This window comes from Micromonospora sonchi, from assembly GCF_014646235.1.
Lineage (GTDB): Bacteria > Actinomycetota > Actinomycetes > Mycobacteriales > Micromonosporaceae > Micromonospora > Micromonospora sonchi.
Window position 1 is genome coordinate 221054 of the sequence record NZ_BMNB01000006.1, and the last position, 25212, is coordinate 246265.

22 protein-coding genes are annotated in these 25212 nt (G+C 69.6%); 13 read left to right on the forward strand and 9 right to left on the reverse strand.

The window, feature by feature from the left end:
* The first annotated feature begins 58 nt into the window (after nucleotides 1–58).
* Nucleotides 59–1330, forward strand: a complete 1272-nt coding sequence (locus IEY61_RS09075) for a type III PLP-dependent enzyme domain-containing protein (protein ID WP_189042446.1) — start codon at nucleotides 59–61, stop codon at nucleotides 1328–1330.
* Here IEY61_RS09075 and IEY61_RS09080 read toward each other — a convergent pair.
* The gene (locus IEY61_RS09080; protein WP_189042449.1) at nucleotides 1299–2066 is read right to left on the reverse strand and encodes a formylglycine-generating enzyme family protein; all 768 of its coding nucleotides are present in this window, start codon (nucleotides 2064–2066) and stop codon (nucleotides 1299–1301) included. The genes IEY61_RS09075 and IEY61_RS09080 overlap by 32 nt on opposite strands.
* Nucleotides 2027–2857 carry a formylglycine-generating enzyme family protein gene (locus IEY61_RS09085; RefSeq protein WP_189042451.1) on the reverse strand — a complete coding sequence of 277 codons (831 nt, stop codon included), beginning with the start codon at nucleotides 2855–2857 and terminating at the stop codon, nucleotides 2027–2029. Before IEY61_RS09085 ends, IEY61_RS09080 begins: the two co-directional genes overlap by 40 nt.
* Nucleotides 2858–3047: 190 nt before the next feature.
* Here IEY61_RS09085 and IEY61_RS09090 point away from each other — a divergent pair, with 190 nt between their 5' ends.
* From IEY61_RS09090 to IEY61_RS09110, 5 genes are all read left to right on the forward strand, one after another.
* Nucleotides 3048–4004 (forward strand): LLM class oxidoreductase, encoded by a 957-nt coding sequence (locus tag IEY61_RS09090; protein WP_189042453.1) that lies wholly within the window; start codon nucleotides 3048–3050, stop codon nucleotides 4002–4004.
* A 203-nt stretch (nucleotides 4005–4207) separates the two neighbouring features.
* The gene (locus IEY61_RS09095) at nucleotides 4208–5257 is read left to right on the forward strand and encodes a radical SAM protein (RefSeq protein ID WP_189042455.1); all 1050 of its coding nucleotides are present in this window, start codon (nucleotides 4208–4210) and stop codon (nucleotides 5255–5257) included.
* Entirely contained in the window at nucleotides 5257–5724 is a 468-nt protein-coding gene (gene glmS, locus IEY61_RS09100) for a methylaspartate mutase subunit S (RefSeq protein WP_189042457.1), read from the forward strand. The genes IEY61_RS09095 and glmS overlap by 1 nt, the downstream gene beginning before the upstream one ends.
* Entirely contained in the window at nucleotides 5711–7114 is a 1404-nt protein-coding gene (locus IEY61_RS09105) for a methylaspartate mutase (protein WP_189042459.1), read from the forward strand. The genes glmS and IEY61_RS09105 overlap by 14 nt, the downstream gene beginning before the upstream one ends.
* The gene (locus IEY61_RS09110; protein ID WP_189042461.1) at nucleotides 7111–8355 is read left to right on the forward strand and encodes a glutamate mutase L; all 1245 of its coding nucleotides are present in this window, start codon (nucleotides 7111–7113) and stop codon (nucleotides 8353–8355) included. Before IEY61_RS09105 ends, IEY61_RS09110 begins: the two co-directional genes overlap by 4 nt.
* 4 nt (nucleotides 8356–8359) lie before the next feature.
* On the opposite strand, the gene IEY61_RS09115 is transcribed toward IEY61_RS09110, so the two are convergent.
* Complete coding sequence (locus IEY61_RS09115) at nucleotides 8360–9658, reverse strand: ATP-grasp domain-containing protein (RefSeq protein ID WP_189042463.1); 1299 nt, start codon at nucleotides 9656–9658, stop codon at nucleotides 8360–8362.
* Between the two features lie 159 nt (nucleotides 9659–9817).
* On the opposite strand from IEY61_RS09115, the gene IEY61_RS09120 reads away from it, so the two are divergent.
* Nucleotides 9818–11191: an MFS transporter gene (locus IEY61_RS09120; RefSeq protein WP_189042466.1), complete on the forward strand. Its 1374-nt coding sequence runs from the start codon at nucleotides 9818–9820 to the stop codon at nucleotides 11189–11191.
* A 37-nt stretch (nucleotides 11192–11228) separates the two neighbouring features.
* On the forward strand, nucleotides 11229–12425 hold the full coding sequence (locus tag IEY61_RS09125; RefSeq protein WP_229705774.1) for an ATP-grasp domain-containing protein: 1197 nt from the start codon (nucleotides 11229–11231) through the stop codon (nucleotides 12423–12425).
* Between the two features lie 40 nt (nucleotides 12426–12465).
* Here the strand turns inward: IEY61_RS09125 and IEY61_RS09130 are convergent, their stop codons facing one another.
* Both IEY61_RS09130 and IEY61_RS09135 read right to left on the reverse strand, forming a co-directional pair.
* A complete protein-coding gene (locus IEY61_RS09130) occupies nucleotides 12466–14028 on the reverse strand; it encodes an AMP-binding protein (RefSeq protein WP_189042468.1) in 1563 nt (520 codons plus the stop codon).
* 63 nt (nucleotides 14029–14091) lie between these two features.
* Nucleotides 14092–15252, reverse strand: coding sequence for a GNAT family N-acetyltransferase (locus tag IEY61_RS09135; protein WP_189042470.1), 1161 nt, complete (start codon nucleotides 15250–15252; stop codon nucleotides 14092–14094).
* Nucleotides 15253–15523: 271 nt separating this feature from the next.
* Here IEY61_RS09135 and IEY61_RS09140 point away from each other — a divergent pair, with 271 nt between their 5' ends.
* Complete coding sequence (locus IEY61_RS09140) at nucleotides 15524–16345, forward strand: S1 family peptidase (protein WP_189042472.1); 822 nt, start codon at nucleotides 15524–15526, stop codon at nucleotides 16343–16345.
* A 97-nt stretch (nucleotides 16346–16442) separates the two neighbouring features.
* Here IEY61_RS09140 and IEY61_RS09145 read toward each other — a convergent pair whose 3' ends face one another.
* On the reverse strand, nucleotides 16443–17483 hold the full coding sequence (locus IEY61_RS09145; RefSeq protein WP_189042474.1) for a ThiF family adenylyltransferase: 1041 nt from the start codon (nucleotides 17481–17483) through the stop codon (nucleotides 16443–16445).
* A gap of 13 nt (nucleotides 17484–17496) precedes the next feature.
* The gene (locus tag IEY61_RS09150; protein WP_189042476.1) at nucleotides 17497–18120 is read right to left on the reverse strand and encodes a hypothetical protein; all 624 of its coding nucleotides are present in this window, start codon (nucleotides 18118–18120) and stop codon (nucleotides 17497–17499) included.
* 382 nt (nucleotides 18121–18502) lie between these two features.
* On the opposite strand from IEY61_RS09150, the gene IEY61_RS09155 reads away from it, so the two are divergent.
* Together IEY61_RS09155 and IEY61_RS09160 are read left to right on the forward strand one after the other, a co-directional pair.
* Nucleotides 18503–19528: an MBL fold metallo-hydrolase gene (locus IEY61_RS09155; RefSeq protein WP_229705775.1), complete on the forward strand. Its 1026-nt coding sequence runs from the start codon at nucleotides 18503–18505 to the stop codon at nucleotides 19526–19528.
* Nucleotides 19529–19874: 346 nt separating this feature from the next.
* Entirely contained in the window at nucleotides 19875–21701 is a 1827-nt protein-coding gene (locus tag IEY61_RS09160) for an alpha/beta hydrolase-fold protein (RefSeq protein WP_189042480.1), read from the forward strand.
* Nucleotides 21702–21756: 55 nt separating this feature from the next.
* On the opposite strand, the gene IEY61_RS09165 is transcribed toward IEY61_RS09160, so the two are convergent.
* Both IEY61_RS09165 and IEY61_RS09170 read right to left on the reverse strand, forming a co-directional pair.
* Nucleotides 21757–22302, reverse strand: a complete 546-nt coding sequence (locus IEY61_RS09165) for a DUF5872 domain-containing protein (RefSeq protein ID WP_189042482.1) — start codon at nucleotides 22300–22302, stop codon at nucleotides 21757–21759.
* Between the two features lie 82 nt (nucleotides 22303–22384).
* Nucleotides 22385–23002 carry a mycothiol-dependent nitroreductase Rv2466c family protein gene (locus IEY61_RS09170; RefSeq protein ID WP_189042484.1) on the reverse strand — a complete coding sequence of 206 codons (618 nt, stop codon included), beginning with the start codon at nucleotides 23000–23002 and terminating at the stop codon, nucleotides 22385–22387.
* A gap of 39 nt (nucleotides 23003–23041) precedes the next feature.
* On the opposite strand from IEY61_RS09170, the gene IEY61_RS09175 reads away from it, so the two are divergent.
* Nucleotides 23042–23560 (forward strand): MarR family winged helix-turn-helix transcriptional regulator, encoded by a 519-nt coding sequence (locus IEY61_RS09175; protein WP_189042486.1) that lies wholly within the window; start codon nucleotides 23042–23044, stop codon nucleotides 23558–23560.
* 410 nt (nucleotides 23561–23970) lie between these two features.
* The coding region (locus IEY61_RS09180; RefSeq protein ID WP_229705776.1) for a glycoside hydrolase family 10 protein at nucleotides 23971–25212 on the forward strand (1242 nt) is incomplete at its 3' end.

Here is a 25212-nt window from a genome sequence, read left to right on the forward strand (position 1 = left end):
CCACGCTGCCTGATCTCTGCTGTCCCGGCTGAAGGAACTCGCGGCTACAGTAACGCACGTGAGCGAGCCTCTGGAAGACCCGCGACCGTCGATCAACCATTCGTCCGAGTCAACTTTGCGGCACCTCGCCGCCGAGCTGTCGACCCCGCTGCTCGTCCACGATCTGGCCGTGCTGCGCCGACGCGTCGAGGATCTGCGACGGGTGCTTCCGTGGGACGCGGTCCTGCTCTACTCGCTCAAGGCGAACCCGCTTCCGCCGGTCGTCGGCGCGCTCCAGAGCGCGGGCTGCGGCAGCGAGGTCTCCTCCCTCGGTGAACTCGCCGTGGCGTTGGGCACCGGGGGCCCGTCCGGCCCGGTCCTCTACACCGGTCCCGGCAAGTCCTCGGCCGAGCTGCGGGCCGCGGTGACAGCCGGCGCCATCCTGTCCTGCGAGTCGGCCGTGGAGGCGGCCCGGGTCCGCGAGGCCGTGCGGCTCAGCCCGGCCGATCCCCTGCGGATCATGGTCCGCGTCCAGCCGCCGAGCCGGCCGGCGGCCGGGCTGTCCATGGCGGACGGGCGGCAGTTCGGATTCCTGGAGGAGGAGGCGATCGAGTTCTGCCGGCGACCCGGCACGGGCATCGAGGTGTTCGGCTTCCACTGCTACCTCGGCTCCCAACTGCCCGGGCCCGATGACCTGCTCGCCGCCTTCGGGCACGTCGTCGACGTGGTCCAGCGGATCACGGCGGAGTCCGGCGTGCGACCCGGCGTCGTCGACGTCGGCGGCGGCTTTCCGTGGCCCTACGCGGCACCGGGCGAGGGTCCGGACCTGACGCCGCTGATGGCCGGGCTGCCCCAGGTCCTGGCCCCGCTCGCGGCGGCCGGTGCCGAGATCTGGTTCGAGTCCGGGCGGGGTCTGGTCGCGGCGGCCGGCCGACTGCTCACCACCGTGCGGGACGTCAAGCACCGGGCCGGCGCGACGGTCGTCGTGGTCGACGCGGGGGTCAACGTGCTCGGCGGGATGTCCGGGATCGGTCGGGTGCTGCGGCCGAGCACCCGGCTGCGCAACCTCTCGAATCCGGACGGGGCGTCGGTCACCGTGGATGTCGTGGGGCCGCTGTGTACGCCGCTCGACCGGCTCGCTGTCAACTCGACCGTCGCCGAGCCACGGGTGGGCGATCTGCTCTGCGTGGAGAACGTGGGCGCGTACGCGACGACCGCCGCGCTCTCGGCGTTCCTCTCGCGCCCGCCGGCGGTCGAGGTGGTGGTCGACGGCGATCAGGTGGTCGAGGCGTGGACGCTGGCGAGCGGCCACCTGCCGGTCACGATTCCCGCTCCGGCGCGGGCAGGCTGAGCACCCGGAAGCCGATGTACGGCACGGCGCTCAGCTCGTCGGCGGTGAAGATTGTGGCGTTGTCGAAGCTTTCCGGGTTCCGGACGGTGTAGGCGCCGCCCTTGATCACGCGGGAGCCGAGGCCGTCCGCGTCCGCACCGCCGGACGCGGTCAACGGATCCTGGCACCACTCGAAGACGTTGCCGGTCATGTCGTGCAGGCCGAAGCCGTTGGCCGGGGTGCGACCGACGGGTCGCGGGCCGGTCGCGGCCGGCGCGTACACCGGTCGGTCGAAGTCGTTGCCGAGCGCCCAACGGAAGCCCGCCGGCCCACCTGCGGCGTATCGCCATTCGGCGGCGCTGGGCATTCGGCACGGTGCGCCGAGTCGGGCCGCCAGCCACCCGCAGTAGGCGGTGGCTCCGTGCCAGGTGACCCAGGTGGCCGGCAGGTCGCCCAGGTCAGGATCGATCTCGATGGTGCCGGCCGGTGTCGCCCGCAAGCCGGTGCCGGCCGCCGACGGCGGGCCGTGCAGAAGCGGCGCGGGAACCCGGTCCAGCCCCTGGTCGACGAGGTAGTGCCAGTACTGCCGGACGGTCGTGGGGGTGACGGCCAGGCGGAAGCCCGCGGTGGGGTCGACCCCGCCGGGCGGCGCCGGAAAAGCCGGTGGCACGTCGATGAAGGCCGGTGTGGCGGCGGCGGTGCTCGACTCGTCGACGGTCATCGCGATCGCGCCACCCGGAAGCCGTAGACCTCGCACTTCGTGTCCTCGTACGCGGCCATCCGGCTCGCCGGGCCGACGTCCGTCGCGGGGTCGACGAACGACCCGCCCCGCACTACGCGGAACGATCCCTTCCTCGCCCCGGCCGGGTTGCGCCGGAACTCGGGGCCGTACGGGCCGTAATAGTCGTGGCACCACTCCCGGACGTTGCCGAGCATCCCGTACAGGCCGACGGCGTCGGCGGGCAGGCCCGCCACCGGCACCGGTGCCGGCTGTCCCGGTAGGAAGTTGCCCGCCAGGGTTTCGCCCGCCCGCAGCCGCCGGCAGGCCGGACCGGCGTCCGCGGTGTTGACGGTGTCGCCCGGTGTCACCAGCTCGGCCGGGTGGCCGTTCCGGCAGGCGGCCTCCCACTCCGCCTCGGTGGGCAGCCGGTAACCCTCCGCGTCGAGGTCGGCCTCGCGGGACCGAAGGTCGTACACGACGCGCCGTCCCTCAAGCTGGGACAGCCAGTTGCAGTAGGCCGCCGCCGCCCAGTAGCTGATCTGGATCATCGGGAAGTCGGCGCAGCCGGGGCGGAGCGCGAAACCGTCGGCACGGTGCACGATGAAGCACGGGTCGATGCAGTCGATGTCCAGGTGGTTGGCGTCGTCGGGGCGGGCTCGGAGGAAGGCGTGGAAATCGGCCGCGCTGACGCACCGGTCGCCCAGCTCGTACGCGTCGACGTGCACCTCGTGCGGCGGCTGCTCCCGGGCGGTCAGCGTGGACGAACCGACCCGCAGCCGGCGCGCCGGGAACGCAGTCATCGAGAAGTTCCGCAAGTCGGTGAGCATGCTGGCACCTCGGTCGGTGAGCCGTTCGCAGTGGATGGACCGGACGGGATCACGGCGCTTCGGTATGGACGGTAACGCTGATTGGCGTCGATCAGCAACGACGCGGAGTGCGTGCCGCATGTCGGACACCTGCCTTGTCGGGGGCAGCCCCGTCCGGCACACTCGGCCCGGGCGCGGGAGGTGAGGCCGAGTGGGTGACAGGCCGACGTCGCTGAGCTTCATCGTCCCACCGCACTCCGAGAGCTTCGGCCTCGGGCAGAAGCTGTCCACGCGGTCGTACCTGGACCGGCTGGTCGCGTACGCGCGGGCGGCCGAGCGCGTCGGTGTGGTCGGTGCCTTCGTCTACGACTTCCCGGCCGCGATGGACCCCTGGCTGGTCGCCTACGACCTGCTGGCCTGCTCGCCGACGCTTCAGCCGGTCGTGGCGGTCCGGCCGCACCAAGAGGCGGCGGAGTCGGTCGCCCGGCGGGTGGCCGACCTGGAGTACCGCTTCGGGCGACCGACCCACGTCAACATCGTGGCGGGGGCGACCCGGACGTCGCGCGCCGCGGACACCGACAAGGTCGCCGCCCGGCGTCGTCTCGCGGAGTTCACCGGGGAGTTGCGGGCAGAGCTCGACCGCCTGCGGTACGCGGCCGGCGAGTGCGCCCCGCTGCTGGTGACGCCCTCGTCGTCGACCCCGGGGGTGGTGCCGGCCGACTGTGTCCTGATGATGGCCCGGCCGCGGGCCACCCTCGCCGAGGACGTCGCCCGGGTACGGGCGGAGCAGGGCGTCGACCGGGTGGCCATGCTCGTCGGCGCGGTGGTGCGGGAGACCGAGGAGCAGGCCTGGGCGGCCACCGCGCGGATGTACGCGCCGGACCGGCGCCAGGAGGTGGCCGGCAGGATGTTCATGTCGCAGGTGGTCTCCAGCGAGCACACCGCCAGCTACGCACTCGCCGAGGCGCGGGAGATCCACGACGAGCGGCTGTGGTACGGCGCGCCGATGCGAGGTATCGACGCGCCGAAACTGGTCGGCTCGGTGGCGCAGGTTTCCGACTGGTTGCGGTCGTGCCTGGATATCGGCATCACCGATGTCATCATCGACCTACCGCCGGATCCCGCTGAATTTGGACACATCGGTGATGTCTTCGTCGCGGGATCGTGATCTGCTGTTTCCCATAATATCGGTGGTTGTTGTCGACGGGATCCCGACAGGAACTTGCCCCTTAAAGTGATCAGAGTTAATATCCGTCAAGGTTGACTGGGGACGTTGGCGTTCCGTTCATCCCGACTCATTCGCACCGATGCGCAATCGTTCGGTCGCGGCGGGCCAGCCGTCGCGGACATGTCGCTGCAGGGGGAGCGGAAATGACCTTCAAGTCTCTGGAAATGAGCCGCGTCGGCGCAGGTTCCCTGCGGGCAATCGAAATCGGTGTGACCTCGCGCTGCAACTTCCGCTGCGACTATTGCGGTGCGTACGATCTGCTGGAGCGGAAGATCCTGTCGGTCGAGGACGTCGCCAATGTCATCGACACACTGCCTGATCTCCAGCGCGTCAAGCTGTCGGGCGGCGAGGTGCTGCTCGAGTTCGACATCTGCGAGGGCATCGTCCAATACTGCACGAGCAAGGGCATCGAGACGCAGATCAACTCCAACGGCACCGTGCTCGACGAGGAGAAGTTCGAGCGCCTCGAGGCCGCCGGGCTGAGCGTCCTGCACTTCTCGCTCAACCACACCGACGCGGCCAGCCACTCCGCGTTCTACCGGGTCACCGAGAAGATGTTCTCCAAGATCGTCACGGCGATCAGCAGGGCTGTCGCCTCGCCCTCGATCGACACCGTGGTCGAGACGATCCTGTTCGACGAGACCGAGTCGCGGATGGCCCAGGTGCACCGCTTCGCGGCGGACCTGGGCGTCCGGAAGCACGAGATCCAGATGGAGATCCCGAGCGTCCACCAGGGGTACGAGAACACCCTCGACTCCGACCGGATCTGCACCGCGATCGCCGATCTCATCGAGCACCGGGACCCCCGCACCACCCTCTTCTTCAGCTGCCTGTCCGCCTACCTCCGGCCGGGCAGTGCCGGGTGGAAGCGGCTGCAGCCGCTCTTCCGCGACCCGGGAGTGATCTACGCCAGCTGCATCGAGGGCAAGGCCCAGCTGCACCTGCACTCCAACGGCGATGTCATGATCTGCGAGCTGGGCAATCCGGACGTGATCGGCAACGTCTTCGAGACCGACATGCTGACCATGTACGAGGAGAGCCCGAAGCTCAAGGCGTTCGTGCAGAGCAAGCACGAGGACCAGACCTTCTCCTGCTTCCGGCACTTCGACAAGCCGGGACAGAAGGTGGCGAACCCGGGTGGTGTGGCGCTGCTCGGGATGCCGACGCTCGTCGCCAGACCCGCCTCCGAGTAGTGGACGCGCCACCGGGGCCGGTGGCCGGCCCGGACATCGCAGACGACGCGTGCGGGCCGGGCGTCGTGATCGGCGTGGTCGGCCACGACATCCATGTCGTGGCCAACCGCATCCTGACCATCGGTCTGGCTGAGGAGGGCTTCCGTCCGTACAACCTCGGCACCAGCATCGACATCGTGGACTTCGCCGACGCGGCGTGGGAGACCGGCGCGCGCGCCGTGCTGGTCGCTTCGATCAACGGCGAGGGCGAGGGTGCCTGCGCGGGCTTCGGTGCCCACTTCGCCGCCGTCGGGCTCGCCGACGTCCTGCTGTACGCCGGCGGAAACCTCGTGATGGGGGACCGATCCTCCGCCGACGTGGAGCGCCTCTTCACCGGCTACGGCTTCCACCGGGTGTTCCACCAGCCGCCAAACTTCCGGCCCATGTTCGACGCGCTGAAGCGGGATCTCAGCGATGTTCGGTGCTGACGACCGCTGCCTCGGCGACCTCGATGACGAGCGGGCGCAGGTCATCCGCGCCAGCGGCTCCACCGAGCTCGACCTGTCGACCGCCCGCCGATATCTGCACTCGCTGCCGCGTGGCCGCTTCGCGTCGGTGGCCTACCGGCGACAGCGGGAGCGACCGTACATCCAGCCCCGGGGCGGTCTTCCCGGCTGGGAACAGCAGCGAGCACTGACCCTGGCGCTGCACCGGGCGGGCGCCGACTTCATCCCGCTGACGATCGACAGCCACACCCGTCACAACGACTACGCCACCGCCGCCAAGCTGCTCGAAGCCGGCCACGCCGAGGGGCACGACCTGCTCAACGGGTATCCGCTCGTCAGTCACGGCTTCGCCCGCACGCGGGAACTGTACGAGGGCGTCGACGTCCCGGTGAGCCTGCGGCACGGCACCCCCGACGCCCGCCTGCTCGCCGAGGTGGCGCTGGCCGCTGGCATCACCGAGATCGAAGGCGGCGGCCTGTGCTACACGCTGCCCTACGCCAAGAGCTACCCCGTCGACCGGGCACTCGTGCACTGGCAGTACGTGGACCGCCTCTGCGCCCTGGTCGGGCCCGCGGACGCCCCGATTCACCGGGAGTCGTTCGGCCCCCTGACGGCGACCCTGGTGCCGCCGGTGACGACCGTCGTCGTTCAGCTCTGCGAGTTGCTGCTCGCCGCCGAACAGGGCGTCCGGTCGTTCGCGGTCAGCTACGGCCAGACCGGCAGCTTCGAACAGGACGTCGCCGTCGCTCGGGTGCTGCGCCGGCAGGCCGCCCGGCTCCTGGCCCACGCCGGCCACCCGGACGTGCGAGTCGGCCTGGTGTACCACCAGTGGATGGGTGCCTTCCCCACCGAACCGTCCCTGGCCTGGCAGCTGATCGCCGTGTCGGCCGCGCTGAGCCGGCTCGTCGGTGCCGACAAGGTGGTGGTCAAGACGCCGGAGGAAGCGATCGGCATCCCCCGGATCGAGAGCAACGCCGCCGCCGTACGCGCCGTCCGCTACGTGCTCGACATGTTCCCCGACGCGGCCCCCCTGTCGAGCGAGGCCATCGAGGAGGAGGACGACCTGATCGACGGCGAGGTCCGCGAGGTGATGGACCACGTGCTCAACCAGCCCACCGGTTCCCTGCTCGCGGCGGTTCACCGGTGCGTCGTCTCGGGGGTCATCGACGTGCCGTTCGCCCCGCACCAACAGAACGCCGGGCGGCTCGTCACCGATCGTGGTCCCGGGCGGAGGATCCGGATCCTGTCACCCGGCGCCGTGCCGCTGACCACGGCCCAGCTTCGACGCGAGCGCGAGCTGCTGGGCGCGCGCCCCGACGATGGGAGCCTGCTCTGGGAACGCCTGCTGCGCGACGTGCGGATCCTCGCGTGACCTCCGCAGGCACCCTGCTCGTCGACGTGGGCAGCACCGTGGTGAAGGTGTGCACCAGGTGGCGGGCCGACCGCTTCTCGGCGGTGCGGCGGATCGCTCGACTCCCCGGCGTCAGCCCCGGCGACCAGGTCAGCGAACTCCTGGCGGGGCGGTCGAGCGGGGTGAGGGCCGTGCGGGTGTGCAGCTCGGCCAACGGAGGGGTGCCCGTCGGCGTACTCGGACTCTCCGGGCGACACAGTGTGGCCGCGGCGGCCCGGGCGGCGGTGGCGGCGGGCGGCAGCGTTCGGTACGAACGCCTGCTCACCAGCCCTTCCGGCGCGCCCGCGCCCCCGGTGGACGTGCTGATTCTGACCGGTGGAGTCGACGGCGCGGACCATCACCGGCTGCGTGCGGCGCTGGCCGGGGCGCGTCTCACGGATCATCCGCACGAGATCCTCGTCTGGGCCGGGGCGGACGCTCCCGAGGTCGCCGCCCTGCTCCCACCGCACCACCGGACCACCAACGTCCTCGACCGTCATCTTCGGCCGTCTCCCGGCGGGCTCACCGACCTGATTCGTGACCTCTACACGAGCGATCTCGTCGGACGCAAAGGCCTGGGCGCGCTGGCCGACGTTGCCGAGGCCCCCATCTGGCCCACCCCGGCGGTCGTCGGCCTGGCCGCGCAACGGATGAGCCGGCGTCGTCTCCTCTCCGGCGTGGCCGCACCGTTCGTCCTTCTCGACGTGGGGGGTGCCACCACCGACGCCTTCGTCTGCACGGAGCTGCGCCGCGGCCGGGCCGTACGCCTCGCACCCGACAGCTCGGTCGTCCGGCAGGTCTTCACCGACCTGGGTGTCGTCGCCTCCCGGCCCGCCCTGCTGGGCCGGCTCGCCACCGATCCGGACCTCTTCGACCTGGTCCGTGCGGTGGCGCCGGAGCGGTCCCGCGCTCTCTACCACGACCTGTGCGAGGGGCGCGTGTCGGCGCTCGCGCCGCCGGTGGGCTTCCTGTGCTGTCTCTTCCTGGCCCTGCGCCGGCTGGCGGCGCCGGACGGCCCGCACGGGACAGATCTCAGGCGGGCGGCGAGCGTCGTCGTCACCGGTGGCGCCCGGTCCGGTGCCTCCACAACGCAGATCCGCCGTGTGGTGGACGCGGCCGACGGCGGTTCGGAGGTGTCACGTGCCGTGACCGTCGACCACGACTACCTGCTGTGGGCGTACGGCATCCAGGACGTGCCGGCCCGCAGCCCGGTGCCGAGCTGACCCCTCAGCCGGCGGCGGGCTCCCCGACCACCTCGAAGATCTGGGTGGCCAGCTGGTCGGCGATGTCCAGGTGGGCGCGGGAGGGCACCGATTCCGGAGTGGCGTCCGGCCAGAAGCACTCGACGTACCCCTCCCGGGTCAGGTAGTTCGCCGAGATGGCGGCGGAGACCTGCCCGGGCATGGCGAAGACCTCGTAACTCGACACCGCCGGATGCGCCACGGCCGGCGTAGCGATGCGCGTTATCCGCCCGGGAGGGGCCTTGAGCGTGGCGATGGCCGCGACCCCGGTGGCCGGCCCGGGCAGCGCCAGCTCGTCGAGCTGGTCCAGGTAGGAGCGGACGTGGAGCTCGTAAGGGGAGATCCCGAGCGCGCGTTCGACGAGGTCGAGGATGCCGTCGCCGGCGGTGCGGGCCCCCACCTCGATGATCTGCGGATCGCGGCCGGGCGCCAACCGAATCTCGACGTGGGCGAGGCCACGGTCGAGGCCGATCGCCGCGCACGAGGCGAGCGCCAACTCGCGTACGTCGGGGCGGTCGGAGTAGCGGCTCGGCACCCGGTGCCCGATCTCGGCGAAGTAGGGCTCGGGCCCCAGCGACTTGTCGACGACGGCGAGCACGACTCGGCGGTCGCGGTGGTTGAGCACCTCGACCGAGACCTCGTCGGTGAGCGCGCAGAACTCCTCCACCTGGATCGACCGGTTCTTGACGGTGAAGGTCGCTGCGGTCTGTTCGATGATCGTCCGGACGTACTCGTACGCCTCGGGCGCGTCGGTCGCCGCCCGGATCAGGCGGACCCCGAGGCTGCCGCCGAAAGCGGATGGCTTGATGACGCACGGCAGGCCGAATTCCGCGATCGCCTCGTGGACCGCGTCCACGCTTTCGACCTGGCGATACCGTGGCGTCGCGAGGCCGGCGGCCAGGAGGCGGTCCTTCATCAGGTTCTTGTTGATCGAAGAGGTGACGACCGCGTCCCGGCTCAGGTACGGCACGCCGTAGTGCTCGGCGAGGGCCAGACCGGCGACGAGCACGCCGTCGATGAACGGCACCACGGCGGCCGGAACGCAGCCGCTCTCCTTCTCGAAGCCGCGCACCGCCTCCAGCGCTGCCGCCGGATCGCTGCTGACGCCACGAATCACGTGATCGAAGAACTTGCCGGCCCGGGTGGTCGCGGTCGGCGCGATCGTGACGATCGGCCCGGGAAAGCTCCGGACGGCCGCGACGATCGCGCGTTCGCGCAATGCCATCGTGGCACCGAGCACCAGGAGGTAGCCGGAGTTGGCGCGGAGTGCCGAAGCCGTGCTCACCAGCGGAGCCTAACAGTGGTTGCTGTCAATCGGTGACTGACGCGCCCGGCGCGTGGGCGGTGACCCTCGGTGCCGGTGCGGCGACCGTGACGTGACAAGCTGTGATAGGAACATCGCCGAAGGCCTATCCGTCCGACTCATTCGGAGAGGACCCTGCGTATGGCCGACGACGGGTCGTCCGAGACCCCTGGTCCCGACCCGTCCCACGATGCAGCCGGTGCCGTGGCGACCGACGGCACCCTGCGGACCGACGACCGACCGGCAGCTCCGGCCGGGGTACGGAGTCGGGTTGTCCGCCTCGCCATCGGTTGGCTGCCGGAGGAGACACCCGTCCGGCACATGCTGAGCGTGTCCTTCATCGACTCCGTGGGCACCGGGATGTTCCTCACCGGGTCGGCGCTGTTCTTCACCCGGGACATCGGGCTCACCGCGGCGCAGGTCGGCCTGGGCCTGTCCCTGGCAGCCGTCACTGGCTTCCTGTGCACGGTGCCCGTCGGTCGGCTCTCGGACCGGTTCGGCGCCCTGCCGGTCCTGGTGACCCTCCAGATCTGGCGGGCGGCCTGGTTCTTCGCGTACCCGTTCGTGGACGACCTGCCCTGGTTCCTCGTGGTGTGCTGCCTCGCCGGCGCCGGCGAGTGGGCCGCCGGCCCCGTCGTCCAGAGCCTGCTCGGCTCCCTGGTCGCCCCGCCGGCACGGGTACGCACCATGGCGGCCGTGATGCTCGTCCGCAACATCGGTTTCGTGTTCGGCGCGGCCTCCGCCACGATCGCCATCGCGCTGGGCGGCGGCAACGTCTACCGGGCGCTGGTCATTCTCGACGCCGTCTCCTTCCTCGCCTCCGGCGCTCTCCTGCTGCGGCTGCGTGGCCGGCTGGCGGTAGCCGAGCCGCCGCCGAACGATCCGGAACAGGAACACGCCGAGCCCCGCAACCGACCCAGCCTCCGATATCTCGTGCTCGCCTGCCTCAACGGCGTGCTCTACCTGCACGCCGTGATCCTCAGCGTCGGCCTGCCACTCTGGATCACGACCGAAACGAAGGCTCCGGTGGAGTTGGTGGGCGCGGTCGTCGTGCTCAACACGGTCCTGGCCATCTCGCTGCAGATGCGACTGAGCCGGGGCGTCGACGGCCTGCGCCCCGCCGCCTCGCGGCAGTTGCGCGCCGGGTTCATCCTGGCCGTGTGCTGCGGCCTGGTCTCGCTGACCGGGTCTACCGCGCCCGCCGTGGCGGCGACCCTCCTCCTGACGGCGACCGTGGCGCTGACGGTGGGCGAGATCTACCAGTCCGTCGGCGCCTGGGGAGTGTCCTACGGGTACGCGCCCGACGCCAGCCGCGGCTATCACCTCTCCATCTACAGCCTGGGCTCCACCGGCACGATGATCGTGGGCCCGGCGTTGCTCACCTCGGTCGTGATGCCCGCCGGGACGCTCGGCTGGCTGGGTCTCGCCGTGGTGCTCGCCGTCGCCGGGGCGCTCGTCCCGGTCGTCGTGCGGTTCCGCCGTCCACCGGCGGCGGAACCGTCGCTGCCGGTGTGACCGACGGGCACCACCGGCACTGGACGAAGGAGGAAAGGTGCGAGAGTTGCTTCTGGTCGGGGTCGGCCTCATGGGCCGGCCCTACCTGGCCGCGGCGCGTCGGCTGGGGGTTCGTGTGCACGTGGTGGAGACGGCCGCCGCGCTGGCCGCGCTGCCCGACCAGCCCGACCAGCCCGACCACCACACGGTGACCAGTGGTGACAGCGACGAGGCCTGGGCCGCGGCGGCCGCCGCCGCGGCCGCGGCACGCAAGCCGGACGGAGTCGTCGCCTTCACCGAGCCACAGGTGCTGGCGGCGGCGCTGGTGGCGGAGACCTTCGCGGTGCCCGGCCCGTCGTTGGGCGCGGCGGTGCTGTCGCGTAACAAGGCGCTGCAACGGGGACGCTTCGCGGCCGCCGGCATCCGCCAGCCCGAGTACCTCATCGCCGCCGACCTCGACGACGCGCGGGAATGGGCGGCTGCCCGGTTCCCGGTGGTGTTGAAGTCGTTGTCCTCGGCGGGCAGCGTCGGCGTCGAACTGGTGGCGGGCGAGCGCGAGTGGGCCGACGCGGTGCGCCGCCGCGCCGGTGAGACGCCGCTACTGGTGGAGCGGGCGATCGAGGGGCCGGAGTACAGCTGGGAGGCGCTGGTCCACGAGGGCGACGTCTGGTTCTCCAGCATCACGGCCAAGGCGACGACCGGCCCCCCGCACTTCGTCGAGACCAATCATCGTACGGCCGCGTCGGTCGACGCCGCGACGACCGCGGCCGTCGACGATTTCGGCCGGTCCGTCCTGGCCGCACTCGGCATGGGCAGCGGCATCGTGCATCTGGAGTTCCGGCTGGCCGACTCCGGGCCCACCCTGATGGAGGTGGCCGTCCGGATGCCGGGTGACTATCTGATGGACCTGCTCAGCCTCACGTACGGCATCGACTGGTTCGAGATGGTCGTCCGGCTGGCGATGTCGATGCCGTTGCCGGAGCGGCCGCCGCAGCGGGTGGCGTACGCCGCGGCGCACTTCCCCCTCGCGGAGCCCGGCATCATCACCAGCATCGAGGGGCTGGACGTGGTGCGGGCCCACCCGGCGGTGGAGCGGGCCGGCGTGTTGGCGCGGGTCGGCGATGCCCTGGCGCCGGTGGTGTCGTCACAGCAGCGGCGTGCCTACGTCCTTCTCGCGGCCGGCGCTCCGACCGAGCTCGACGACGCGCTCGACCTGGCCCGCCGGAGCTTCGTCATCCGGACGCGGCCGGCCTGACCCGGCTCGCGACGGACGGGCCGCGATCGACGACGGCGGGTCACCGGTGGCCGTCGTCGGTGGCGGAGGCGGCTCCCAGCAGCGAGTCCCGTACCCGTTGCCGGTCAATCTTGCCCTGGTTGCCGGTGGCCGGCAGGGACGAACGGGGCACCAGGTGGTGCGGCACCATGTGCGTTGGCAGTTCGCTGCTGAGGAAGCGCCGGAGTTCCGCCGCGTCGACCGGCGCGCCGAGGGTGTAGACCAGGGCGATGTCCTCGCCGATGTCGACGTTGGGCACGCCGACCGCCACGCACGCGTCGATACCCGGGAAACGAGCGGCCACATCCTCGACCTCGGTCGGGCTGACCCGGAATCCCGACGTCTTGATCATGGCGTCGCGTCGGCCCACGAAATAGAGGTAGCCCTCCTCGTCCCGGGTCACCATGTCGCCGCTGAACACCACCGTCTCGCCTGGGTACGCGGGCAACGTCCGGAACCGCTTCGCGGTCTCCTCTGGCGCGCCCCAGTACCCCTTTGCGATGCAGCCGCCCCGGTGAACCAGCTCGCCGGGCTCGTTCGGGCCGACCTCGCGGCCCTGCTCGTCGAGGACGAGGATCTCCACGTCCGGGATCGCCCGGCCGATCGAGGTGGGACGGCGGGCCAGTTGGTCCGGCTCCAGACAGGTCGAGCGGAACGCCTCCGTCAGCCCGTACATGAGGAAGATCCCCGCCGCGGGGAAGGCCCGGGTGAGGTTCTCGATCATGCGGTGGGAGACTGCGCCACCGGACGACGAGACACACCGAATGGCGGAGAGAGCCCCGGCCGGCCGTTCGCGCAGCAGCCGCGGGTCGAACATCCGGGTGACGATGACCGGCATGACGGGCAGGACGGTGATGCGCTCGGCGGCCAGGAAGCGGAACAGGTCGGCGGGGAACACCAGCTCGTGCAGGTGGAGCTGGGCGCCGGTGTGCAGCGCCTGCCAGAGCTGGTTCAGCCCGTAGTCGAAGTTCAGGGACAGCACGCTGCCGATCCGGTCGTCCCGGCGGGTGCCGAGGTACCGGGCGGTGATCCGGGCACCGTCGCAGAGGTTGCGATGCGTCACCATGATGCCCTTGGGCCGGCCGGTGGAGCCGGACGAGTAGATGATCCCGGCCAGGTCGTCGCCGATGGCGCGCTGCGGCACCGCACCATCCGCCGGTTCCGCCGGGTCACCCGGGTCGACGCAGATGTCCCGGGCGAGCAGCAGCGGGAGCGCGGGAACCGAGGTACGCAACTCGTCGGCGCGTACGTGGTCCGTGATCGCGGTCCGCATGCCGGAGTCTCCGACGATGTGCCGGATGTTGTCGCCCTTGAGCGTCGGCAGGATCGGCACGATCACCGCGTCGGCGATCAGTACGGCGAGGATCGCCACGACCTGGTCGACCGACTTCGCCATGCAGACGCCCACCCGGTCGCCCCGGCCGACGCCGTGGCCCGCCAGGACAGCCGCGGTGGCGAGCGCGGCGTCCCGAAGCTCGGTGAAGGACAGCGTCCGCTTGCCGTCGCTCACCGCGACATCGCCGCCGAACGACCTGGCCGCGTCGTGCAGCAGGGCGTGGATCGTGAACAGGTGCCGGCTGGTCATCGCGCCTCACCTTCCTCGTCATCTTTTGCGGAATGCCGAACCGGCGGCGAGCCGGCTTCGAGATCAGCAGAAGGCCTCCCACCCCTCGGTGCGCAGGGCTGCCGCGACCGCCGGCGACCGCCCGGCGAGGTCGGCGCGGAGGGCCGCGTTGTGGGCCCGGACCTCGTCGCGGTGATCGTCGAACACGCTGGTCGAGGAGAGATCCAGCAGCCACAGCGGTCGCAGCTCGGCACCGCGCAGCGCCTTACCGTCCGGGGTGGCGATGCCGGCGTGCAGCCACCGCACGCCGGGCAGCCGAGCGGGCAGGTAGTAGGTCAGGTTGAAGTACTCGGCCGCCCCACGGAGCCGCTCGTAGTCGAAGCCCACCGCCCGCAGATAGATGGTGTCGCCGTCGCGGTAGTAGAGACAGCAGCCGACCGGTGGGCCGTCGTCGTAGGCGCAGAGCAGGACCTCGGCCCGCGACCCGGCCAGCTCGCCCTGCTTACGAAAGCCGTCATAGTAGATAGCGGGATCACCCGCCCGGCCGTAGCGCCGCTCGGTGTGGATCGCCAGCCGGGCCACGTCGGCCCAGGCCTCGCCGAGGGTTCGGCGCTCGACCCGGTAACCGGCCTGTTCGAACTTCCGGACCTCGCTGCGGATCCGGCGGATCCGGTGCCGGGAGCCGAGCGACTCCAGCCACTCCTCCCACCCGCCGGGCGGAATGCCGATCCAGGCATCAGCAGCCAGTAGGACGGGCTCGGCCTGCACCCCCGCCGCCCGGAAGGCGAGTACGTCCGGTGTGGTCAGGTGTACGGCGACCTGCGCGGACGCCATCGCGGGCGGTACCGGCGGCGGCGCGGACCGGAGCTCCTCGATGATCCGCCCGGCGGCACGCACCGGATCTGTGCCCGGCGAGGTCAACAGATTGGCCAGGTAGCCACGGCGCTGGCCGACGTAGATGCCGTGCTGCGGTGGGCTCGGCAGATCGTGGGCGGCGAGAATCGTGCCCCACCGACAGTTGGGATGGGGATCGGCACCGACCGCGATCACCGGCACGGCCGCCCGCCCGCCGTCCGGCAGCGTCACGTGGACGCCGCCGGAGGTGCCGCCGCCCTCCAGCGCACACAGCCGTAGCCAGAACGCCGACGAGTAGAACCGATTGCCGGCCATCTCGTCCCACTGCTGATCGGCCAGGCCGCCGAGTGGGTCGCTGAAGTAGTCGGTGCCGCCGTCGAGCTGAGCCATGTCCCGCCTCTCGCCGCGTCTGGAGACCGTCAAGCAGCGCCGGGAGATGGAGACCGTGCGGGCGCCCTCGCGTCCTCGCGTCCTCACCGCCGGAGCCGCCCCACCGTCGCCATCGATCGCCGTGCGTCCTGGCGGACCAATCCTATGCATGGCGATCGTCGCCCACATGACCGCAATCGCGCTGACAACACTGTCGATCAACCTCAAGGCTCCGGTAAGGTCGCCAGCGACAATTATCGATCTACTCACGGGGGAATCGATGAGTGGAAAGGTGCGTCGACTGACTGTCGGCGCGGTCGGAGTGCTGCTCAGCCTGGCCGTCGGGGCCGTGCCGCCAGCGAATGCGAGTGAGCCGGACGCGGTGGTCCCGCTGATCATTGGGGGAGTGGACGCGACGCAGCCCTACCCGCCGGTCACCTCGCTCCAGCTCGACCGGGACGGCACCTTCGGCCATCACTGCGCGGCGGTGCTCGTCCACCCGCGATACGTCGTCACCGCCGCGCACTGCGTCACCGACTGGGAGACAGAGCCGATCGATCCCGCGACGCTGCGGATCCGTGCCGGCTCAGCCAAGCACGCGTCCGGGGGGCGGATCGTGGCGGTGACCAAGGTCGTGCCACACCCGGCATGGGACTGGCACACGGGCGACGGCCTCGGGGCGGACGTCGCCGTGCTCCGCCTGGCCGCCCCGGTGTGGCTGCCGCGCTACCCGATCCTCGGCCGGTCGCCCGCGATCGGATCCACCGTGCGGGAGGTCGGCTGGGGGTCCACCGAGCCGGTGTTCGCCGGTTCGTTCGCCGCCACGTTGCAGCAACTGGACCGCTGGGTGGTGCCGCCCGAGGAGTGTGCCGTCGGGGGCATCACCGTTGACGAGATCTGCATCGGCGGGGCCCCTGGCGGAGCGTGTTTCGGTGACAGTGGAGGTCCGGGGCTGTACCGGATCGGCCGAACCTGGTCGGTGGTGGCCGGCACCAGCCGGGTCGGGGTGGACTGGCGAGACGGGGTCTACTGCGGGGTGCAGATGATTTCCACCGACCTGACCTTCCACCGGTCCTGGATCCGGAGCGTGATCCGCGGGTCGCGCTCCACGTAGAGCACCGCTCCGACGGGAGTCGGCCCGCGCACGCAGCTACCGGTGAGCGCGGGCGGTCAGCCCGACGGCGGCCGGGAGCCGAGCCGCCGGCCACCGATCATCCGATGACGTGTCGGGCGTAGAGCGCTTTGGCCCGGTTCAACCCGCCTGCTCCGTAGATCAGTGTCCGGCCGCTGGAGAACGCGACGATGCGGCAGCCATCGATTTCGATCTGCACGCACTCGGGTCGGGCCCGCAGCGACGTGTTCGCCCGGTGCCGCTGCTGCAGGCGCCCCAGATCTGTCGCACCGGCCGGCCCGGACAGCAACACCGTGTCGTCACCGCAGAGTTCCCGCGCTGTCGTGCGGTGATCGCCGCGCAGATAGCCGAAGTCACGATCTCCGCAAGCCGGACAGGGCCGGGGGCCGGCGGAAAACGTGGGTAGCGGAACACGGCGCAGCACGCCATCCCAGACATCGATCCGCAGGAGGCCACAGAGCGAGTCACGTCCCAGGCCGAGCAGGAGCTTCAACGCCTCCGTGGACTGGAGCGCGGCCACCGTCGCCGCGGTTGCCGGCAGCAGTCCGCGAGTCTCACAGGTCATCCGGGCCGCGGCTGCACCCGGCGTCGGCCACAGACACCGCAGGCAGTGCGTGACACCGGGCAGGACCGCCAACACCGAGCCCTCGGTCCCTGCACAGCCTGCGTAGACCAGAGGAGTTGCCGTTGCGACCGCGACATCGTTGAGCAGCAGCTTCGTCTCAAGATTGTCCGCGCCGTCGACAAGGAGGTCGGCACCCGCCGTCAACTGCACAGCGTTGCCGGGCGCGTAGTCAGCCACGACACCGTCGACGACACACCCGGTATTCAGACCGCGTAGGTGAGTTGCCGCCGCCTCTGCCTTGAGCCGCCCCAGAGCTGCGTCCTGTTCGGTGTAGAGAACCTGATGGGAAAGGTTGCGCATTTCCACCACGTCGCGGTCGATGACACGGACGTTGCCCACCCCGCCGCGGACCAGATGCATTGCGACGGCTGAACCGAGAGCTCCGCATCCGACGACCACGACCCGTCGGGCCGCCAACTGCGAGTAATCGACCGTACGCAACGCCGCAACCCGCTCGACGACGGAGTACCGGCCTGCCGATGCCGAGTCCGCCATGCTCGATGCCTCGTCACGCTCCGGCAAAGAGGGACCCGTCAACCTCACGAATCTCACCGAACAGTCGGCCGGAGCCCAGCACGCGATCGACCTCGGCCACGTTGTCAAGGCTGTCCAAGCTGTCCAACCGCAGCCAGGTCTGCTCGGCTGATTCGGTTGATCCCGCCACTGTGCGGAGTGCCTGAGTCGCAACAACACCGGGCACCGACCGCACCGCCTTCAGGCGATCTGCCGAGCGGCCCGACTCCTCCGGCCGGGAGTGGAAGACGAAGTGAATCGCCCCCGATTTTCCTTCCTGACGTTGACAGTATGTTTCAAGCCCGCCGACGTGGTCGGCTATGTGCGCTCGCGCGACCGTGCGGGCCTTGAACCATTCCGCCCGAGTCTTGCGCCAGCCATTCTCACCCGACTTCATCACGTCGTCGATCCGGGACAGGGTGGACAACTTTGCAATGTCCACCCGCCACAGGTACTCGAATTCGCCGCCGAGGGCGAGAGCGCTGGACAGCAACAGGGTCCCGGTCACTCCGGGGATGTCCTCCCACAGCTTCGGCCACGTGCGCACCGCGTCCGCGAGGTACTCCTGCGCTTCGTCGCCGCGCTGCCTCAAGTTGAACTCAAGCAGATAGCTGTGCATGTCTTCGCCCTCCGCGCCTGATCGCTCTGGCAGTACCGGACGCGAACTTCGACTGACAGTCCGCAAGAGCCTTTCTGGTTTCGATGCATCCTGCTGGACGTCAGCCGTCGTCCACCGCATTTGAGGACGCTTCGTGGCGCAATTCTTCCGAGCTCACGTCGCGCGCGTATCCAATTGCAACGTGCCGCTGGTCGGGAGCCGTAACGATACGGATCGTTTCACTGGCGCGACTCTGTGTCAACGCGCTGACGTCGTCTGAAAATTGACTCATCGCGTCGGCTGAGGCCGACGTGTCGAGCGCTTGGGGGCGTCGGCGTGAGGGAGGCCACCAATCACCGCTGCCCGAGTTGGCAAGGGGCGGAACTATGGTCGAGCCATGGCCTTGGACAACGGCAGCTCCGACGACTGGACCGCACCCGGCGCGTTCGAGGTCGCCCCCGGGGTCTACCGCGTGCCGCTGCCATTGCCGAACGACGGCCTGCGGGCCGTGAACGTGTACGTTCTGCGCCACGGCGACGACCTGGTCCTCATCGACTCGGGTTGGGCGATCGCCGAGGCGCGGGCGGCGCTCGACACGGCGCTGGAGAAGTTGGACTTCTCAGTCAAGGACGTACGCCGGTTCCTCGTGACGCACGTGCATCGGGACCACTACGCGCAGGCCGTGCACCTGCGCCGCGAATTCGGCATGCAGGTGAGCCTCGGCGCGGGCGAGCGCCGGAATCTTGAGCTGACCATCGCGCCGGATCAGGACCCGATGGCTGATCAGCTGCATCGCTTGCGGTTGCTCGGCGCGGGCGACCTGGCAGACAGGCTGTCGACGATCGCCACGGACAGTGAGCTGACGAAGGACTTCGAGCTACCCGACGACTGGCTCCACGACGGGGATGAGATCGTGCACGGCGACCGTACCCTGCACGCCGTCGAGACGCCGGGCCACACGCGCGGCCACGTCGTCTTCCACGACACCGAGTCACACCTGCTGTTTGCCGGCGATCACGTGCTGCCCGCCATCACGCCGTCGATCGGGTTCGAGCCCGTGCTGTCGGCGAATCCGCTCGGCGACTTCCTCGGGTCGCTCGCGCTGGTGCGGCAGCGGCCGGACGCGCGGCTGCTTCCGGCGCACGGGCCGGTGACCCCGAGTGTGCACGCGCGCGTCGACGAGCTCATCGCGCACCACGGCGCGCGGCTCGACGAGACGGAGGCCGCTGTGGTGCGCGGAGCGCATTCGGCGCACCAGGTTGCCTCGCAACTGCGCTGGACGAGGCGGGCACTGAAGCTAACTGATCTTGACGTGTTCAACCGGATGCTCGCGGTCTCCGAGACCGCGGCCCATCTCGACCTGCTGGTCGCTCAGGGGCGCCTGACCCGAACCGACGTCGACGGGTTGCGCTGCTACTTGGACGTCTGACTCAGGCGGCGGGCGCGACCTCATCGATGTCGTGACCAGGAGTAACCCCGACAAGAAGTAGCTCTGGACGCCCTTGACGCCGGGAGGCGCACCCAGCCACACTGGCCTTGCTAATACGATTTAGCGCAGTGCTAGGTCCATAGAGTGCCGGAGCGGGTCATCACAACGGGCAATGCCCAGGTGGCCCAGGAGGAGGCTCTTCATGCGAGGACGCCTGCATCCTCCGGCAGTGAGCCGAATCAGATCCTGGCCTCGCGGCGCTCCCGAGACCACAGAGGAGTTTGTTCATATGAGGACAGCGATCGAAAGGCGCAGGCTCAGGCGTGCGATATCGATGTTCGCGATCATGTCACTCGGTGCAGGCGCCATCGTCTCCGCGCCGGCTGCCGTCGCAGCCGAGCCCGCGGTTGTGGAAGGCGCGACCGTCACGGCGGATCCCAGCTCACCTACCGGATACACCGGCAAGTTCGTCTACCGCAATCCCGACGCCACACAGGTCCGCCTGGCCGGGGACCTGACTCTGCTCGACGTCAAAACCGGCAACACGCGGTATCAGCCGGAAGACTGGCAGACGGGCCGGTACCACGCTGGAGGTACCGAGTTCCTCAGGGACATGACCAAGGACTCGAAGGGCTACTGGTCGGTCTCGATCCCGCTGCACGCAGGAAGCCTCAGCTACTGGTACCGCGTCTGGGATCCGACTCAGGGTTGGGTGAACAAACGCATCTGGGATCCTGCCTCGACACACCCTCGGCCCCCGGGCGAGTCCTCGTTCCGCGTCAGGAACAACGACGTCCTCGATGCCGTGTACGTGCCGTACGCCGAGAAGCAGAACGACCCGGTGCTGAAGGAACGCGCGGAATACGAGCTGCCGACCGCGGACCCCGCGCAGCGGGGCAGCGTCACGTACGTCCCCTACACCACGATCCTGGGCGACAGCGGCCACCACCTCGGCGTCTACCTGCCGGCCAACTACGATCCCAACCGCGCGGAGCCGTACAAGGTCGCGTACCTCGCCCACGGCATCTTCGGCGACGAGACCGACTTCATGGTCCCGGCGAATGTGCCGAACATCCTGGACAACATGACGGCGAAGGGCGAGATCGAGCCGACGGTGGTGGTCACCATGGGGAACCACTTCACGGGCACCAGCCTCGGCTTCGCCTCGTACAACCAGACCAACGCCGCCAACAACCTGGTCCAGACGATCCTTCCCCTCATCGAAGAGAACTACAACGTCTCGACGAAGCGTGAGGGACGCGCCTACGCCGGGTTCTCGTACGGCGGAATGACGGGTGCCCACGTCATCAGGGGCTACCCGACCACCTTCGCGTTCTATGGGCACTTCTCCGGTAACCCGTCGCTCACCACACAGGACTACGACAACGTCGCGGCCGCGGTCGGGGATGACGACCTCTTCGTGTTCCTCGGCAACGGTGTCTTCGAGGGCAACCTCAACGCCCAGAACGCCATCGCGGACAACTTCCGGGCACGTGGGTACGCCGCCGCGACGACCCAGGTCCCCGGCGCGCACGACGGGATGACGGCGAGCCAGCTGTTCACGATCTTCGCCCGGGACCACCTCTGGACGGGCGTCGACTCCGTGTCGGTGACGCCCACGACTGAGAACCTGACGCGCGGCTGGAACTGGGTGAAGCAGTTCAGCGCTCAGGTGACGACCAACGAGGGTGTGAGCCCGGCGGTGACGTGGTCGGTCGAGGGAGCGGCCTCGGCGGAAACAACCATCTCCGCATCTGGTCTGCTCTCGGTGGCCGCTGACGAGACCGCGTCGTCGCTCACCATCGTGGCGACGTCGGTGGTCGACCCGACCAAGTCCGGCTCCGCCGAGGTCACCCTGGCCACCCCGGGCACGGCGAGGACCAAGGTCAAGGCGAACGCCGCGCCTGCGTCGATCGTCCGGGGCGGCACGTTCACCCTGAACGTCGACGTGCGGGCGCAGAACCAGCACAAGAAGGCGCCGACGGTGACCGGTGAGATCGCCGTCAGCTTCGGCGGCACCACGCAGGTGGTTCCGCTGATCGACGGCGAGTCCGTCATCAAACTGCCGACCACCGGACTGTCGGCAGGGAACTACCCGGTCCACGTCGCCTACTCCGGTGACCCGACCTACGCTCCCACCGCGGCAGTACACCAGCAGCTGCGGGTTCGGTAGCCAGTAAGCATGGTGGGCCGGCGACATTGCGTCGTCGGCCCACCTGCTGGCTCGGTCAGCAGCGGTCGAGTGCTGACTGCAGTCGTTGGATGAGCGTCTTCCGGCCCTTTCCGGCGCGTTCCGCGCGTAGCGTCGCCCTCAGTTGATCAGGGTCGAGGTCGCGGACGTGTCGGGCCGCCTCGGCGACCGGCAGCTCCGTGAGCGGCACCGCTGCGGCTTTTCGTGCGCGCCTGGCCGGCCCGGTGTTGGCGACGTACTGCCGGCCGGACTTCGACTCCTTGCGCTTCTTGGCGTCGGTCGCGCGTTGCTGCTCGGCGGAGAGCTGGTGCCATGCCTGCTCGGGGAGGTACCGATCGGTCTCGCCGTCGTGTCGCGCCCGGGTGGTGCCCCGCCTGTTCTGCCACTTCTGGTCGCCCCAGCGTTGCAGGGACTTCTGGCGCTCGTCCTTCGGGCCCTCGTAGCCGCCGCCGCGCTTCTGGTACTCCTTCGTGAGCAGCTGAGACTTGCGCGCCGACCACTGTCCCGGCCTGCCGCCCCGGTCGGACGCCTTGATCTCTTCCTTGAGCTGTTCCCGCAGCTCAGGCTTCGTGTACCGCGCCATGCGCGCTGGGTACCCGGGGCTGCGCGTTCTACGCACCGGCAGGGCACGGTTGGGGGCGTTGCGCCCGAGCACCAGGAGGGGACTACGCGAAACTGAGATCATCGGCCCGGGCACGTTTGAGTTCGGAGAAAGCTCGGCAGGCGGCGAGCAGGCGAACACCGTCGAAGACGCGTACGGCCTCGTCCCCTCGGGGGATCGAGGTCAGCACGGGGCCGAAGAAGGCCACATCGTCGACCGTCACCGTCGGAGTGCCGAGATCCTCGCCGACGAGTTGCTGGGCACGGGAGGTGCTCGCGCGCATCTGCGGGTCGAGGTCGCTGCGGTGAGCGGCGTCGGCCAGGTCGGCGGGAAGGCCCGCCTCGGCCAGCGCCGCAGGCACGATGCGATCGAAGTTCTTGTCGCCTTCGTCGTGGATCCGGCGCCCGAGTGCCGGGTACAGACGTGCCAGGGCTGCGGGACCGTGCTGGGCGGCTGCCGCCACGCACACTCGCGCCGGCCCCCACGCCCGGTCGTTGAACTCGCGGTACCAGGGCTCCAGATCGCGATGCTCGTTGATCACCGCGAGGCTCATCACCTCGAACCGCAGAATGATCGGACGCATCCGGGCCACCTCGGTCAGCCATCGCGCGGTGATCCAAGCAAACGGGCAGGACGGGTCCACGTAGGCGGTGACCACCGGAGACAGCAGGATATCTTCCATGGAAGAGAATTTACCTTCCATGGAAGATACGATGCAATCGTGGATGGAGACCGCGTCGCCGAAATCGTTGGTCAGTGGCGCCGTGAGCGGCCAGACCTCGACCCCAGCCCGCTGCTGATCATCGGTCGGATCCAGCAGCTGGCCGACGTGCTCGATGCGGCCCTGAGGCCGCCATTTGCCGCAGCGGGTCTGGGCAACGGCGAGTTCGACGTGCTCGCGGCCCTGCGCCGGGAGGGTGAGCCGTACACGCTCACCGCCGGGCAGTTGAGCCAGCGGATGCTGGTCACCACCGGAGCGGTGACCAAGCGTGTGGATCGGCTGATCGCCCGAGGGCTCGTGTCGCGCTCGGTGTTCGAAGCCGACGCGCGCGGCAGAGTGGTGGGGTTGACCCCCGCCGGGGTCGCGTTGATCGATCGGCTCATCGAGGAGCATCTGACTAACGAGGCGACCATCCTTCGTGGTCTCACCGACGACGAACGAGCAGCGCTTGAGCGCCTACTGGCGACGCTGGCCGGAACCTTGGGCAGCCAGTCTTCGGGACCCGGGACGAGGGGTTGACGGGCGGACAGCTGTTACGCCGACCGAAAAACTACCGATCGACGCCTGAAACTACCGGTTGAAAACCCTGGAATTTTCTGCCAGCCTGAGATCCATCGATAGATGTGATCGTTCACATGTCTTCCTGCCCCTGGAGGCGCCTCACGCGACCATCAGGCCCAGCCACCTACCAGGTGACCACGTCCACCCCCTGGAAGCCCACGCCCCCAACCACTTCCCGGCGGGCGACCGGGCCACTCATCGCAACCCTCCACCTGCTGGTCAGGTGGCCAGGACCGACTCGCTCCGGGGTGGACGCCTGACATGAGTCCCGCCGGGTCGGCGGACTCAACCGGGCCGCCGCCATCCGAGCGGGGCTTCCCAACCGAACAGCGACAGAGGTTTTCCCATCCCACAAGTGGAGGACCAGCATGATCCCCCGGACCCGTCCCTCCGGGCGTCGACTTCGAACGCTCTCCGTCTCCGGAACTGCCGCGATAGTTGCGGCCCTCGTCGTGTCGTTGCTGCCGAGTCTCGCCCAGGCCGCCGAGTCCACCCTCGGTGCGGCCGCGGCCCAGTCCGGCCGGTACTTCGGTGCCGCCGTGGCGGCGAACAAGCTCAGCGACAACGCGTACACGACGATCCTGAACCGCGAGTTCAACAGCGTCACTCCCGAGAACGAGATGAAGATCGACGCGACCGAACCGCAGCAGAACAACTTCACCTTCACCAACGCGGATCGGATCGTCAACCACGCCCTCAATCGGGGTTGGAAGGTGCGCGGCCACACGCTGGCCTGGCACTCGCAGCAGCCCGGCTGGATGCAGAACATGTCCGGCACCACGCTGCGCAACGCGATGCTCAACCACGTCACCCGGGTGGCCACCTACTACCGCGGCAAGATCCATTCGTGGGACGTGGTGAACGAGGCGTTCGCCGACGGCAACAGCGGTGGCCGGCGCGACTCGAACCTGCAGCGCACCGGCAACGACTGGATCGAGGCCGCGTTCCGTGCCGCCCGTACCGCCGATCCGGGCGCCAAGCTCTGCTACAACGACTACAACACCGACAACTGGACCTGGGCCAAGACCCAGGGCGTCTACAACATGGTGCGCGACTTCAAGCAGCGTGGCGTGCCGATCGACTGCGTCGGGTTCCAGTCGCACTTCAACGCCAACTCGCCGTACAACAGCAACTACCGCACCACGCTGTCCAGCTTCGCCGCCCTCGGGGTCGACGTGCAGATCACCGAGTTGGACATCGAGGGCTCCGGCACCACCCAGGCCAACACCTACCGCAACGTGGTCAACGACTGCCTCGCCGTGCCCCGCTGCAACGGCATCACGGTGTGGGGCATCCGTGACTCCGACTCGTGGCGCTCCAGTGGCACCCCGCTGCTCTTCGACAACGGCGGCAACAAGAAGCAGGCGTACAACGCCACCCTGGACGCGCTGAACAGCGCCGGCCCCGCGCCGACTCCCACGCCCACCACGCCGGGGCCCACGCCCACCACGCCGGCGCCCACCCCCACCGTTTCACCCACCGGCCCGCCCGGTTCGGCCAGCGAGATTGTCGGTACGCAGTCGGGTCGGTGCATCGACGTGCCGAATGCTTCGCGTTCGAACGGCACGCGGGTGCAGTTGTACGACTGCAACAAGCAGGTCAACCAGTCG

What these genes read in the sequence shown, in the direction of transcription:
- IEY61_RS09085 (WP_189042451.1), bottom strand. Translation starts at nt 2,857, where the DNA reads ATGCTCACCGACTTGCGGAACTTCTCGATGACTGCGTTCCCGGCGCGC.
- IEY61_RS09095 (WP_189042455.1), top strand. Translation starts at nt 4,208, where the DNA reads ATGACCTTCAAGTCTCTGGAAATGAGCCGCGTCGGCGCAGGTTCCCTG.
- IEY61_RS09105 (WP_189042459.1), top strand. Translation starts at nt 5,711, where the DNA reads ATGTTCGGTGCTGACGACCGCTGCCTCGGCGACCTCGATGACGAGCGG.
- IEY61_RS09120 (WP_189042466.1), top strand. Translation starts at nt 9,818, where the DNA reads ATGGCCGACGACGGGTCGTCCGAGACCCCTGGTCCCGACCCGTCCCAC.
- IEY61_RS09130 (WP_189042468.1), bottom strand. Translation starts at nt 14,028, where the DNA reads ATGACCAGCCGGCACCTGTTCACGATCCACGCCCTGCTGCACGACGCG.
- IEY61_RS09135 (WP_189042470.1), bottom strand. Translation starts at nt 15,252, where the DNA reads ATGGCTCAGCTCGACGGCGGCACCGACTACTTCAGCGACCCACTCGGC.
- IEY61_RS09145 (WP_189042474.1), bottom strand. Translation starts at nt 17,483, where the DNA reads ATGGCGGACTCGGCATCGGCAGGCCGGTACTCCGTCGTCGAGCGGGTT.
- IEY61_RS09150 (WP_189042476.1), bottom strand. Translation starts at nt 18,120, where the DNA reads ATGCACAGCTATCTGCTTGAGTTCAACTTGAGGCAGCGCGGCGACGAA.
- IEY61_RS09160 (WP_189042480.1), top strand. Translation starts at nt 19,875, where the DNA reads ATGTCACTCGGTGCAGGCGCCATCGTCTCCGCGCCGGCTGCCGTCGCA.
- IEY61_RS09165 (WP_189042482.1), bottom strand. Translation starts at nt 22,302, where the DNA reads ATGGCGCGGTACACGAAGCCTGAGCTGCGGGAACAGCTCAAGGAAGAG.
- IEY61_RS09170 (WP_189042484.1), bottom strand. Translation starts at nt 23,002, where the DNA reads ATGGAAGATATCCTGCTGTCTCCGGTGGTCACCGCCTACGTGGACCCG.